Source organism: Stenotrophomonas sp. YJH_SMC_64 (assembly GCF_059371375.1).
On the sequence record NZ_JCAFUN010000003.1, the window covers coordinates 182599 to 195363 of the forward strand.

At 64.4% G+C, this 12765-nt stretch carries 12 protein-coding genes; 7 read left to right on the forward strand and 5 right to left on the reverse strand.

Translation table 11 applies throughout. The features are described from left to right. Positions 1-11: 11 nt before the first annotated feature. On the reverse strand, positions 12-404 hold the full coding sequence (locus AC5P9L_RS04105) for a DoxX family protein (protein WP_005411176.1): 393 nt from the start codon (positions 402-404) through the stop codon (positions 12-14). A gap of 118 nt (positions 405-522) precedes the next feature. On the opposite strand from AC5P9L_RS04105, the gene AC5P9L_RS04110 reads away from it, so the two are divergent. Together AC5P9L_RS04110 and AC5P9L_RS04115 are read left to right on the forward strand one after the other, a co-directional pair. Further along, a complete protein-coding gene (locus AC5P9L_RS04110; protein ID WP_005411175.1) occupies positions 523-942 on the forward strand; it encodes an H-NS histone family protein in 420 nt (139 codons plus the stop codon). 49 nt (positions 943-991) lie between these two features. Continuing rightward, the gene (locus AC5P9L_RS04115) at positions 992-1399 is read left to right on the forward strand and encodes a hypothetical protein (RefSeq protein WP_005411174.1); all 408 of its coding nucleotides are present in this window, start codon (positions 992-994) and stop codon (positions 1397-1399) included. Positions 1400-1422: 23 nt separating this feature from the next. On the opposite strand, the gene AC5P9L_RS04120 is transcribed toward AC5P9L_RS04115, so the two are convergent. Together AC5P9L_RS04120 and AC5P9L_RS04125 are read right to left on the reverse strand one after the other, a co-directional pair. Next, complete coding sequence (locus tag AC5P9L_RS04120) at positions 1423-2064, reverse strand: glutathione S-transferase family protein (protein ID WP_024957910.1); 642 nt, start codon at positions 2062-2064, stop codon at positions 1423-1425. 85 nt (positions 2065-2149) lie between these two features. After that, positions 2150-2953: an AraC family transcriptional regulator gene (locus tag AC5P9L_RS04125; protein ID WP_133050292.1), complete on the reverse strand. Its 804-nt coding sequence runs from the start codon at positions 2951-2953 to the stop codon at positions 2150-2152. 7 nt (positions 2954-2960) lie between these two features. On the opposite strand from AC5P9L_RS04125, the gene AC5P9L_RS04130 reads away from it, so the two are divergent. Beyond that, a complete protein-coding gene (locus AC5P9L_RS04130; RefSeq protein ID WP_172961848.1) occupies positions 2961-3911 on the forward strand; it encodes a DMT family transporter in 951 nt (316 codons plus the stop codon). Positions 3912-3938: 27 nt separating this feature from the next. On the opposite strand, the gene AC5P9L_RS04135 is transcribed toward AC5P9L_RS04130, so the two are convergent. Continuing rightward, on the reverse strand, positions 3939-4967 hold the full coding sequence (locus AC5P9L_RS04135; RefSeq protein WP_005411170.1) for a hypothetical protein: 1029 nt from the start codon (positions 4965-4967) through the stop codon (positions 3939-3941). A gap of 260 nt (positions 4968-5227) precedes the next feature. Beyond that, positions 5228-8062 (reverse strand): TonB-dependent receptor, encoded by a 2835-nt coding sequence (locus AC5P9L_RS04140; RefSeq protein ID WP_052504352.1) that lies wholly within the window; start codon positions 8060-8062, stop codon positions 5228-5230. A 554-nt stretch (positions 8063-8616) separates the two neighbouring features. On the opposite strand from AC5P9L_RS04140, the gene AC5P9L_RS04145 reads away from it, so the two are divergent. The 4 genes from AC5P9L_RS04145 (at position 8617) to AC5P9L_RS04160 (ending at position 12750) form a co-directional block, all read left to right on the forward strand. After that, positions 8617-9069: a PA2169 family four-helix-bundle protein gene (locus AC5P9L_RS04145; RefSeq protein ID WP_005411167.1), complete on the forward strand. Its 453-nt coding sequence runs from the start codon at positions 8617-8619 to the stop codon at positions 9067-9069. A 345-nt stretch (positions 9070-9414) separates the two neighbouring features. Beyond that, positions 9415-11916: an RHS repeat domain-containing protein gene (locus AC5P9L_RS04150; RefSeq protein ID WP_233489876.1), complete on the forward strand. Its 2502-nt coding sequence runs from the start codon at positions 9415-9417 to the stop codon at positions 11914-11916. Between the two features lie 66 nt (positions 11917-11982). Continuing rightward, positions 11983-12363, forward strand: coding sequence for a hypothetical protein (locus AC5P9L_RS04155; protein ID WP_005411165.1), 381 nt, complete (start codon positions 11983-11985; stop codon positions 12361-12363). A gap of 24 nt (positions 12364-12387) precedes the next feature. After that, entirely contained in the window at positions 12388-12750 is a 363-nt protein-coding gene (locus tag AC5P9L_RS04160; protein ID WP_032967009.1) for a hypothetical protein, read from the forward strand. The last annotated feature ends 15 nt before the right edge of the window (positions 12751-12765 follow it).

Sequence of the window (12765 nt, forward strand, 5' to 3'; positions counted from 1 at the left end):
GCATGCCGCCATCATCCGCGCCGCCCACGCCCATCGATGCTGTAGCGCCCCGCCCCGGTGCAGGCCAGCAGCAGGAAGCCACCGGCCAGCCCCAGGTTCTTCAGGAACATGATCTGCTGGGTGGGGTCGCCAACGTTGTGGTGGAAGATGAAGGCGGTGACCAGGCTGAAGCCTGCCAGCACGATCGATACCAGCCGGGTCTGGAAGCCCAGCAGGATGCACAGGCCGCTGCCGATCTCAAAGGCGATGGTAGGCCACAGCAGGATGCCGGGTACCCCCATCGCTTCCATGTAGCCCTGGGTACCGCTGAGGTCGCCGAGCTTGCCGATGCCGGACACCAGGAACAGTGCCATCAGCAGGATGCGCGCAAGCAGGTAGGCGAGCGAATGCGATGAGTTGCTCACGTCGAAGTCCTCGGAGATGGCTGCCGAAGGCGATCGGAGCCCACCGGCAGTGAAGCCCGTGTCTACGTACCGGGCAAGGCGGCTTGACAGCTGGCCGGCCGCAGGACACCTTTCCATCATGATGATCGATATTGAATCGCTCAGCCTTCGGGAGCTGGGCGCCTTGGTGGTTGCCGCTGAACAGCGGAAACAGCTCATTTCCAGCCGCCGTCCGGCCAGCGCGGTGCGGCGGATGTTGAAGGCTGCCGCGGCCGAAGCCGGCTACACCCTCGAAGAACTCTTCGGTGGCGAAGCTTCGGAAACACCTGCGCCCGCCCGCAAACCCACCCGCCGTAAATCCGGCAAAGTCGCGCCCAAGTATCGCGACCCGGAATACAAGCGCCTGACCTGGACCGGTCGCGGGCGCATGCCGCGCTGGCTGGCGTCCAAGGTGTCGATGGGCCATAAGGCCACCGATTTCCTGATTCCTGGCTTGGCCAGGCCGACCGCTGGCAAGACCAGCACCATCGGCAAGCGGACTGTCATCAAGAAGGGATGAGGCTGCAGCACTGCTACCCTGCCCGGGTCTTTCAACCAAGGAGCACCGGATGGCACACGAGGGTGGCATGACGATCACGCCGAAAGTCCTGTACACAGCCGCAGGCGTGGCCGTGCTGGTCAGCCTGTTGGCCTGGGCGGTGGAGTGGAGCGGGATGGCCTATGTCTGCCCATACTGCCGCGTACAACGCACTGTCATCGGTGTGCTGGGCGTGCTGACATTGTTCGCGCGGCCGGGGAGCCTCATCGTGCCCTGGTTGTCGTACACAGCGGGCGGCTTCGCGTTCGTGGTTGCAGCGATGCAGCACTTCAACGGCTGGAAGCGCATTTCCGCCGGTGATTTCAGTTTCAACGCGCAGTGGTACATCGACCCGTGGCTGCTGTCAGGCGGCGCGATGCTGATCCTGGTAGCGCAGCTGATGCTGGTGCAGGCTGCCTGCCGGCGCAGCCTGCGCTGAGTGTTTCCACCCATGGCGTGGAACTACCCGTTCTGGAATACCGCCAACTGCGCAGCAAACGCGCGCTGATAGGCGGGACGCTGCGTCGCCCGTGCCACATAGGCCACCAGCAGCGGGTACTCGTCGAGCAGGCCACTGCTCTTCAGGCGCAGCAGCACCGAGACCATCATCAGGTCGCCCACGCTGAACCCGCCGTCCAGCCACGCCGCCGCGCCCAACCACGCGGACAGTTGTGAGAGACGCATCCGCACGCGCTCGTCCAGCATCACCAATCGCCGTGCATACCAGGGCTGTTCGCGCTCCAGCACCCAGGCCATCGAGCGCTCGACGATGGGTGGCTCCACCGTATTCAACGCAGCGAACACCCACATGACTGCGCGCATGCGCGCATCCGGACCGACGGGGAGCAGGCCGGCATGCTGTTCGGCCAGGTGCAGGACGATCGCGCCGGATTCGAACAGGACCTGGTCGCCCTCCTGCCAGGTGGGAATCTGTCCGAAGGGATTCCGCGCCAGGTGGGCAGGTTGCTTCATTTCGGCGAAGGTCAGCAGCTGCACGTCATAGGGCACGCCCAGTTCCTCCAGCGCCCAGCGCACGCGCATGTCACGGGCCAGGCCCTGGCCGCGGTCGGGGGAGGTGGCAAAGGCGGTGAGGATGGGGGACATCGCGGCGCTCCTGCAGGCGGGAAGGCCTGGCTCTTCTGTTCCGACGAACGACGAGGGCGGAAATCGACATCCCTCGATGCGCTCTTCACCCCGCCCGATGCAGTTTCCGGTACTGGTCCGGCGTGCAGTGCGCGTGCCGCTTGAACATCTCTGCGAAGGCGCTGACGCCGGAGTAGCCCAGCTCCTCGGCAATCCGGCTGATCGGCCGGCGTGTGCACAGCGCTTCGGTGGCGCGCACGAACTTAACCCGACCGCGCCAGTCACCAAGTGACATGCCCAGCTCGCTGCGTGCCATGCGCTCCAGCTTGCGTACGCTCATGTGGTGCCGCTGCGCGATATCGGCGACCGACTCGGCTGCGGACAGGTGCTTCTCGATGTACGCCATCACCTGTTTCAGGGCATCGCTGCTGGCGATCGGCAGGAAGCTGGGCAGCACTGCGGCATTGAGGATCTGGTCGATCACCACGGCGGCCATGCGCCGCTGGGCCGGCGTCCGCGGATCGGTCACGCCCTGTCGCGCCAGCTCGTGCAGCAGCTCGCGCAGCAATGGGCTGACTTCCAGTGCGCGGCATTGATCGGGCAGCCGGCGCGACAAGGCCGGTGACAGGTAGGCAGAGCGATAGGCCAGCTGCGAGCGGTTGCGCGAATAGTGCGCCATTCCGGGCGGAATCCAGATCGCGTAGTGGGGCGGGGACACCATCCACTCACCGTCGATCTTCATTTCCATCACGCCCTGCGCGACGAAGTTGAACTGGCCCCAAGGATGGCTGTGCGTGCCCCAGTCGGTGGGCTCCATCGCACCCTGCCGGAAGTAGACCGGACCGGGCAGCTGGCGGAAGGTGGGGATGGGCTCCATCGGTTGCCGCAACCCGGGGTCGGAGTGACGCATTTTCAGGATGTCCTTGATATGCGCCAAGCGTACGCTGGCTATTCCCCCACGTACACCCACGCTCTTGAACTACCTCTTCCCAATCCTTGCCTGCCTGCTGTGGGGCGCGAATACCATCGTGACCAAGCTGGCCTCGGGCGCGGTCGGTCCCATCGATATTGGTTTCTTCCGCTGGCTGGTGGCGGCCATTGTCCTGTTGCCCTTCGCGCTGCCGCGGCTGCGCAACAACCTGCAGACCGTGCGTGCCAACCTTGGCCGCTTCCTGCTGCTGGGGTGCCTGGGCGGGGTGATGTACCAGTGCCTTGCGTACTATGCGGCGCACTTCACCTCGGCCACCAACATGGGCGTGATCCAGGCATTGATTCCATTGCTCGCATTGGCGTTGTCACGCGTGTTCATGGGCCATCCGGTGCGCGGTACCTCCATTGCCGGTGCGGTGATTTCCACCGTCGGGGTGGCGGCGGTGGTCTCGCAGGGCGACCTGGCACGATTGGCCGCTCAGGGCGTGAACCGCGGTGATGCGATCATGCTGATCGGTGCGTTGGCCTTTGCCGCCTACAACGTGCTGATGCAGCGCTGGAAGATCCCGCTGACGGTGCTGGAATCGTTGTTCCTGCAGGCCACCGCCGCGTCGCTGATCCTGTTGCCGGCGCAGCTGCTGGTCGGTACCGGGGTGAACAATCTCACCGCGGTCGGCTGCATCGGGTTTGCGGCAGTATGCGCGTCGATCCTGGCCCCACTGACCTGGATGACCGGATTGTCACGGTTGGGCGCAGCGCGTGTCTCCGGCTTCTTCAACCTGGTGCCGATCGTGACCGCCGCACTGGCCGTGCTGCTGCTGGGTGAATCGCTCAGTGGCTGGGTACTGGCAGGGGGCGTGCTGGCGGTATCCGGTGTGGTCTTCGCCGAGTACGCAGCGAAGCGCGCGACGATGGCGAGTGGGGGCGAAGCGTCCTGACGCGGTCGGGCCGGACCCGCGCGGACCTCAGCCGTGGCGTGTCGTCCCGCACAGCGCCTGCTCCACCTCCTGCTCCAGCGCGTCGGCGTCGTAGCCGCGCTTGCCCTGCAGGCTCAGGTACAGCGACAGCGGGTCCACGCGGTCACCGCTACCGGTGAAGGCAGGCGGATACGACCATATCTGCAACGTTCCGCTGCGCGTGCAGTCGCGGCCGGCTGCAGGCAGTGCCCCCAGCTTCCGCCAGGCATCGATGTACAGGGCGCGCGTGATGCCGTGGTCTTTCGACGGCACCGCAAGCATTGCTTCCGTCCCTGCCTGGGGGGCGGATTGAGCATGTCGGGCCAGAACGTCGGCGACCTGTTCCCAGCAGACCTCCACTTCCTTCAGCACGGGGGAGCGCAGGAACGGCTGCGCTCTCGCCCAGACCTCGCCGCGGCTGCCGGCGAGTCTCAGGAAGCGTTCGCGTCCGCCGGTGGAGCGTTCGGCCAGTCCGCGACCGACCAGTTCAGCGGAGAGCCTCGACGCGGTCATCGAGGTGTATCCGGCAGCACGGCTGACCTCACGCGGCGACCACCAGCGTACCTGGCCGGACAGGAGTACGTGGATGAGCACGGCCTGCGCCGAAGGCAGCAGCGAAATCGCTTTCTTCTCGTGGTCGGGCGCATCGCGGAACTCGATCGCCAGGCTGGGGGCGTACAGCTGGTTGTGCGGTACCACGAAGTCGATATGGTTCTCGACCAGGAACCTGCGCTGGGTGGGGGTGAGGTACGGCGAGACATACAGCACCATGGCCTTTGCCGCTGAGCGCAGCACTTTCACATCCTGGATGACGCGGCTGCTGGATTCGCCCGGGACGCGTGGAACTGCCAGCATCGCCGGCGTTTCACCATAGAGGGTCAGCTCGGCGATGTGATAGCGCGAGGCCATGGTCTGCGGGATGAAGCGGGCCGCAGCCACGGGGCCGACCACCGAGGCCAGGCCGGGCAGGATCCGGCGCAGGTAGCGCTGCGCATCCATGACCAGATCGGTCAAGCCACTGTGTACTGCCGTTGTCATCGCTTGCTTCCCTTGGACCAGCCTCATCCCCGCAGCGGGGAGGGGGTGGTCCATCGCATTCAGTGGTGAATCCGGAGAGGTCGGGCGAGGTGGATGCCGCGCGGGCGATCCTCGCTTGCCTGCTCCATCTGCTGCCGTTGCGCCAGTGTTGCCGGGGATGTTGGAGATTGGGTCGAAGTAGCGTGGAGATTGGGTGGAGGTTGTGTGCGGCGTGGCCGGCGGAACTCCCCTTCCGCCGGCCACGTGCACGGACGCTACGGTCAGAAGCGCTGCGAGTACTTCACGTACACCGTGCGGCCGATGTCGAAGCCGCCGTAGTAGGGGAAGGAACTCTCCGGCTTGGAGAACATGATCGGGCCGCGATGGTCGAACACATTGTTCGAGCCCACTGCCACGGTGCCATCCCAGGGCAGCCTGTAGCTGACCTGGATGTCGTGGAACGCATTCGAGCCGACCCTGCGCACGGCATCCGGTTCGCCGTTGGCGATGCGTTCGGGCGCGGTGCAGGGCCGGTTTGGCATGCAGCCTTCCATCATCCCGGAGTAGTAGCGGACCGTGTACTGGGCCGAGAGGTTGCCCAGCTGCCAGTTGACGCCGAGATTGGACCGCAGGCGGAACACCCCAGGGCGTCCAATACGACCGTCCATGATGGTGTCACCGGCCGAGTTCTGCTTCTCCTCGTCGTACTTGGAGACGTAGCTGTTCTGCAGGTCAAGGGTGAAGCGACCGAACGCGTACTCCGGCAGGCGGTAACGGATGCCCAGGTCCCAGCCCTCGGTCTTCATCGCGCCGAGGTTGGTCAGGCCGTAGAACATGCTGGTGATGTGGCCATCAGCGGCACGCTTGACGCTGCCGCAGCGCGAGGCATTGCCCAGCACGTAGCAGTCACGGAGGATGCGATCGACGTTGTCCTCGATGATCATGTTGGCGATCTTGTAGCTGTACCAGTCCAGGTTGATGTCCAGACCGTTGACCCAGCGCGGGCTCCAGACCACACCGACGGTCTTGCTCTTGGACTCTTCCGGGCGCAGGTTCGGGTTCGAGCCCGTGGTGAATTCGTTCGGGGTGGCGCACGGGTAGCTGGTGCAGGGCTTCAGGCCCTGGGCCAGCTGCTCGTAGCCACGCGGAACACCGGCGGCGTTGCAGGCCGCGTTGCCGTTGACGCTGTTGGTGGCGCCGATGCCGCAGGGGTCCACGTAGGTTTCGAAGCTGGTGCCCAGGCCGCCATACAGGTCGGAGATGCTGGGAGCACGGAAGCCCTCGGCGAAGGTGCCGCGCACCATCAGCTCCTCGACCGGGCGCCAGGCGAAGCTGGCCTTGGTGTTGGTGGTGCTGCCGAAGTTGCTGTAGTCGGAATAGCGTGCCGCAACGTTGACGGTCAGCTCCTTGGCGAACGGAAGGTCACGCAGCACCGGCACATTCACTTCGGCGAAGACTTCATTGAGGCTGTAACCGCCTGCAGTGGTCTGTGCCCCCAGTGCAGTGCTCTGGCGCGACTGGGCAAAGGCGTCGGGAACGTAGCGTCCTTCTTCCTTGCGGTACTGGTAGCCCATCGCCACCGAGAGCTCGCCCGCCGGCAGTTCCAGCACCGGGCCGGAGATGTTGGCGAAGTAGCTTCGGGTCTTGGTGATGCCGGTATCGGTGAACGTGGGGAACAGGAAGCGCTGCAGTTCCGGGTCGGCAAGCGAGCCGGCGCCAGCAACGCCGTACGGCAGCAGCGGATTCCAGGCCAGGCAGCCGGCGATCGGTGCACCTGCGCTGCCACAGCGTGCTACACCGTTGCCATCAACAAAGGACTGTCCCAGCGCTTGGCGCGAGGCGATCAGGCTCATGTCACCACGGCCGGTCTTGGTCACCTCGTTGCGGTTGAACAGCGCGCCCACCTCCCAGTCGAACGTTTTGCTGGCCAGTTCGAAGTAGCCCGACAGCGTCGGTGCCACGCGCAGCGACTTCAGCTTGCTTTCGGTCGTGCGCGGAAGCTCCCACAGGCGGCGGTTGAAGGCGATGTCATGGCCGACCGGGTTGAACGCACTGTTGCCGGCCAGAGGCGTCCCGAACTTGGTCGATTCGTAGGGGTAGCCGGCAATCTGCTGGTCCGAGATGCGCTCGTTGTAGCCGATATCGGTGGTGAAGGTGATCTGGTCACTCAGTGCATAGTCGGAGCTGAGGAACAGCGACCGGCGCTCGATGCCGGTCTGCACATGCATCTGCTCGTTGCCGTTGGAATACTCGGCCGGCGTGATCGGATGGTAATCGTTCGGGTTCTTCGGGTCGCCACCACGATTGAGTGTCTTGAATACGGAATTTCCGGTGGCACAGTCGTAAAGCGCCGGGTCACACCAGGAGCCGTTCTGGCTGAGGTCGCTCCAGCCCGCGCGCGGATAACCCGGCCCCGAACCACCATGCTTGGAGAACCAGCGGTCGCGGGCGAACACCGGGTCGGCCTTCTGGTATTCCAGGGCCAAGGTGTAGCCACCTCGCTCGCCGCGCGCGCCGGTAACGAGCGAGAACGTGCTGTCCTTGCCGTCGCCCTGGCTGAACTGGCCATGCTGCGCCGAAAGCTCCAGCCCCTCGACGCTCTTGCGGGTAATGATGTTGATGACACCGGCGATGGCGTCGGATCCGTAGAGCACCGAGGCGCCATCCTTGAGCACGTCGATGCGCTCGACCGCGCTCATCGGAATCTGGCTCAGGTCCTGCAGGCCGCTGGTGCTGGCGCCCAGGCGCTTGCCGTTCACCAGCACCAGGGTGCGGGTGGCGCCGAGGTTGCGGATGTTTGCGTAGCTGCCGCCGACGTCTTCGCCGGACGACAGCGTGCGCGAACGTGAGAGCGCTGGTGCGCCGGCCGACGTGAGGTTCTGCAGGACGTCGGCGATGGTGGTGAAGCCCTGCTGCTCGATCATCTTGCGCGAGATGGCAAGCACCGGCTGCTGGGTTTCCACATCCACGCTGCGTATCGCCGATCCCGTCACCTGGATGCGGTCCAGGTTCTTCGGAGACTTCGCAGCATCGTCCTGTGCATTGGCAGCCGGCGAGAAAACGGCAGCCAACACGGCGCCGATCCCTGCCGAAAGCAGAGTGTATTTGTAGTGCATTGTTTCTCTCTCCAAATCCGTTGTGTGGTCGCAATGCGCGCGGCGCTACGACCGGTCTGCATTCCGTTACCCGGAATCGAGAGGAACCTAACATCCCGCTCACATTTGAACTGCGTTATGGACGCGTTATCTTCGCGCGCCCTTGGCCGCTGTCCTGCACGGGGAGTGCACGTCGCGTCGACGTTGTGCAATGTCGTTTCGCTTCAGTCTGGCAGCTCCTTTCCCGGCATACACAGGAGGCCGCCGATGAATACGCCTGGCAAGCCGAAACCCAGCTGGAAGCAATGGCATGTGCTGCTGGTGATTCTGGCAATTGCGCTGCTGATCAGTGTGATCATCGTCATCGCGCCATGGTAAGGCAGGCATCGCATGCTTGTTTTCCGTGAACATTCAATGATGCCGGCAATGAAGAAGTCAGCACGTGTTCCGCATGGTGATGTGTACATCAATTCGTACTCACCCGGCCGGCACACGAGGACGATGATAGTGAGGTCGAAGGCAGTGCCGACGCGCTGCCATTCTCCACTGACTTTCGAGCACACAGGAGCGACGCCATGAGCACCCAGTCCACCATCGAACATCGCCTCAACGACCTGATCGAGATCGCCCGTGATGGCAAGTCCTTCTATGAGGAAGCCGCAACGAAGGTAAAGGATGCCGAACTGTCGGCACTGTTCACCCGTATCGCCGGGGTGAAGGCGCGGATCGTCGCGGCGCTCAGCGGTTCGGTTGCCGCCAGCGGCGGCAAGCCGGCCGAGCACGGCACCATGGTCGGTTCGATGCAGCAGTTCTACGGCAAGGTGCGCGCCGCGTTTGGTGATACCAACTACGGCTACGTGGCCGAACTGGAAGAATCCGAAGACCGCCTGCTGGGCGCGTTCAAGGATGTGCTGCAGGACAACGATCTGCCGCCGGCGGTGCGCCAGGAAGTGACCCAGCTGCTGCCGGATGTGCAGGAGTGCCACAACGTCATGCGGGCACGCAAGCACGCCATGAAGGCCGCCTGACGTCCCGCGCCGGGCGGCCGATCGCGGCCGTCGAGCCCCGGAGGCGCGTCATGCCCCGGGAACCTTCGCAGCCCGGCAGGGCTGCGAAGGACCGGGCGTCCCGCCCCCGTTTCCATGGTTATACTTGGCCGAGTCCAGGGAACAGGCGCGGCATGACGAAGGGGGCTTCGTCCAGCATCAACGTCAATCGCCAACCGGATGCAGTCGCGTCCGGTTTTGTGCGTGTGCGCGGTTTGCTGTGATGTGCGCTTCGCCGGTCTTTCCGTTGCCTGGTCCTGGTTGTCCCATCGCCATCCATTGCGAACAGGCCCACTGACGATGCGTCGAGTCAATGCACTTTCCGCGATGATGTTGCTGGGCACGGTTGTGGGAAGTGCGGGGGCGCAGTCCTACAGCAAGACCAACGTCATCACCTATCACGATGATCTGTCGAAGTGGGTGCTTGGCCAGGTCCGGACGTCGGTCAACCAGGACACGGGCCGGACCGAGTCCCAGGTGGATTATGACCCGGCCACCGCGAAGCCCCAGCGGATCCATGCCTTCGGCCAGCTCCAGCAGACCATTCACTACAACAGCGACGGTACCGTTCGCGCCGTGGTGGACGGGCGTGGCAATACGGTGAGCCTGTCCGGCTGGAAGCGCGGCATCCCCGGGAACATCCAGTATGCGGATGGTTCGACCCAGTCTGCCGGCGTGGATGACAATGGCTGGATACGCTGGATCACCGATGGCCGGGGCAACACCACGCGTTACGACTACGACGCGATGGGGCGCATGTCGCTGGTCGACTACCCCGACGGCGATACGGTGGACTGGGCGTCCACCACGACACAGTTTGCCCAGGTGGGCGGCGCCGAGTACGGCATTCCTGCCGGTCATTGGCGGCAGACGGTCAGCACCGGCAATGCGCGCAAGGTCACCTACTACGATGCGCTGTGGCGCCCATTGCTGGTGCGCGAGTACGACGCGGGCAATGAAGCCGGCACGCAGCGGGCCTCGGTGACCGCCTATGACACGGCAGGGCGGGTCACCTTCCAGTCCTATCCTGTCGCGGGGGTCGGTACGGTCCAGGACGCCGGAACTGGCGTCCGTACGACGTACGACGCACTTGGGCGGGTGGTCCAGGTCAGCCAGGATTCCGAGATTGGCGCGTTGGTCAGCACAACCGAGTACCTGCCGGGGCGGCGCGTGCGCACGACCAATGCCAGGGGTATCCCGACCGTCGTGACCTACACCGGTGCAGATGCCGCGAAGCTTGACTGGCCGGTACGTATCGAACTGGCCGAGGGAGCCGTGCTGGATATCCCGCGGGACGTCTTCGGCAAGCCGACGTCGATCATCCGCAGGGCCAGCAATGGCTCGGTGACGTCGACCCGGCGCTATGTCTACGATGCGGCGCAGCGGTTGTGCAAGACGATCGAACCGGAAACCGGCGCCACCGTAATTGACTACGACGCCGCATCGAACCCGGTTGGAAGCGCGCAGGGGTTGGACCTGTCCGATGCAGGCAACTGCAACCAGGACATTGCCGCGGCGAGCGGGCGCCGGGTGGTGCGTTCCTATGACGCACGCAACCGGCTCGCATCACTGCAGTTCCCCGACGGCAATGGCAACCAGCGCTGGAGCTACTGGCCCGATGGCCTGGTCAAGCAGGTCACCACGTTGAACGCCGGGGTGGAGACGCACAACAGCTATGCGTACAACCGTCGCGGGCTGCTCATCGGTGAGGTGCAGAGCCCCACCGATGGCGAAGCGCTGGCGATGGGGTATGCCTACGACGCACTGGGCAACCTGTCCGCGCATCGCTATCCCTCCGGCAACGTGGTCGCGTATGCGCCCAACGCACTGGGACAGGCCGGGCAGGCGGGCTCCTACGCCGCTGGCGTGGTCTATTACCCCAACGGGGCGATTCGTCAGTTCACCTATGGCAACGGTATTGTCCACACGATGGTGCAGAACGCGCGCCAGTTGCCGGATGAAAGCCAGGACACGCTTGGCGCAACCCGGATCCTCAGCGACGGCTACGACTACGATGCGGTCGGCAATGTGATGGCAATCACTGACGGTGCCACGGGCCGCAACCAGCGTGGCAACCGCAATCTGGGCTATGACGCGCTGGATCGGCTCGTTTCGGCTTCCTCGCCCATGTTCGGCTCGGCGAGCTACAGCTATGACGCGTTGGACAACCTCACGCGGGTGACGATTCTCGGCCGTGACCATCACTACTGCTATGACAACGCCTGGCGCTTGACCAACGTGAAGGTCAACGGGTGCGGAGGGTCAACCGTGGTCGGCCTGGCCTACGATGCGCAGGGCAATCTGCGGGCGAAGAACGGGCAGCCGTTCGCCTTCGACTTCGGCAACCGGCTGCGTGCGGCGGCAGGTTCCGAGAGCTACCGTTACGACGCTGACGGTCGCCGCACACAGACAGATTCATCGTTCGGACGGATCACCTCGATGTACGACCACGCCGGCGTCCTCCGCTACCAGGCGAGCGAGCGCGAGGACAAACGGACCGATTACATCACGCTGGGCGGAAGCCTGGTCGCCAAGGCAGCGGTGCCGATGCGGCGTTCGCCGGCCGCGAAGGACTTCGTTGGGTGGTCGCCTGTGGCCTCTGCCGTCCGCTACGTCGTCGAGGAAAGCGTGGACGGGGTGACCTGGACCACGGTCTACGAAGGCAACGCCGCGAACTGGACGTCGGCCGCACGCCCTGCCACCAGCTATGCGTATCGCGTGCTTGCCTGTGGCGCCACGGGGAGCTGCACGCCGGTGTCCGATGTCTCACATGTCCAGCGTCCGCAGGGTGACATCGTGCCCCTGCTGTACCAGCTGCTGCTGGGCTGAGCGTAGCGGGCTGCACCGGCGGCGGTGCACCGTCAACCGGTTATTCATGACAGGGGAAGGAAGAACATGGCTGGAGTACGTGCTGTATCGCGCCCGCGTGGCGCCATCGGCGGCAAGGTCCTGCTGGCGGTGGTGGCAGTGCTGGGAACTGGCCTGGCCTCAACGGCAAATGCTGAGCCTTACAATCTGGAAGGCCATCGGATCGTATCCGTCGCAACTGGCTGGGGCGGGGAAGGGTTCTACCTGGTGACGCAAGGTGTGCTTCCAGCGGGCTCGGATTGTGGGGGTGGCAATCGCTTCATTCTCCTCAATGATCATCCGATGCAGAGGGAGATGGTCTCGATGCTGCTCATCGCCTGGCAGAACAAGCTGCGTGTCGGATTGCGTGTCGACGGCTGCACCTCCGGGGTAATGCAGCTGAGGGCAGTGACGATGCCTGAGGCCTGATGTCTGAATCCACAGGGGAACTACATGATGATGAGTGACGCGACGCCGGGCTTCCGCAGGAGGTTGGGAGCGGGGTTGGCCTTGACGTTGGCCTTGTGCCTGTCTGCACCACTGAAGGCGGAGCCAACCAGCGATCAGATGACGATTCTGTCGCTGCGGCCGTACATGGACGGCCCGGCGGGAATTGTGTACGTGCATGTTTCGAGTACGGCTTTCTGCAATACCGATACCTTTGCAATCGACATGTCCCGGCCGGGAGCCAAGGAAGCCTACGCGGCGGCGTTGGCAGCGCTGACATCGGGGAAGAATGTCCGGCTCGAGGCGTTCAACTCCACCGGGTGCAATGGCTGGGCGACCCGGCTCCAGTCGATCTTCATTCACGCGTAACGCTCCACGGATGGA

Coding starts and splice junctions, on each gene's coding strand:
- AC5P9L_RS04110 (WP_005411175.1), top strand. CDS start 523: ATGATGATCGATATTGAATCGCTCAGCCTTCGGGAGCTGGGCGCCTTG.
- AC5P9L_RS04115 (WP_005411174.1), top strand. CDS start 992: ATGGCACACGAGGGTGGCATGACGATCACGCCGAAAGTCCTGTACACA.
- AC5P9L_RS04120 (WP_024957910.1), bottom strand. CDS start 2,064: ATGTCCCCCATCCTCACCGCCTTTGCCACCTCCCCCGACCGCGGCCAG.
- AC5P9L_RS04125 (WP_133050292.1), bottom strand. CDS start 2,953: ATGCGTCACTCCGACCCCGGGTTGCGGCAACCGATGGAGCCCATCCCC.
- AC5P9L_RS04130 (WP_172961848.1), top strand. CDS start 2,961: ATGTCCTTGATATGCGCCAAGCGTACGCTGGCTATTCCCCCACGTACA.
- AC5P9L_RS04135 (WP_005411170.1), bottom strand. CDS start 4,967: ATGACAACGGCAGTACACAGTGGCTTGACCGATCTGGTCATGGATGCG.
- AC5P9L_RS04140 (WP_052504352.1), bottom strand. CDS start 8,062: ATGCACTACAAATACACTCTGCTTTCGGCAGGGATCGGCGCCGTGTTG.
- AC5P9L_RS04145 (WP_005411167.1), top strand. CDS start 8,617: ATGAGCACCCAGTCCACCATCGAACATCGCCTCAACGACCTGATCGAG.
- AC5P9L_RS04150 (WP_233489876.1), top strand. CDS start 9,415: ATGATGTTGCTGGGCACGGTTGTGGGAAGTGCGGGGGCGCAGTCCTAC.
- AC5P9L_RS04155 (WP_005411165.1), top strand. CDS start 11,983: ATGGCTGGAGTACGTGCTGTATCGCGCCCGCGTGGCGCCATCGGCGGC.
- AC5P9L_RS04160 (WP_032967009.1), top strand. CDS start 12,388: ATGATGATGAGTGACGCGACGCCGGGCTTCCGCAGGAGGTTGGGAGCG.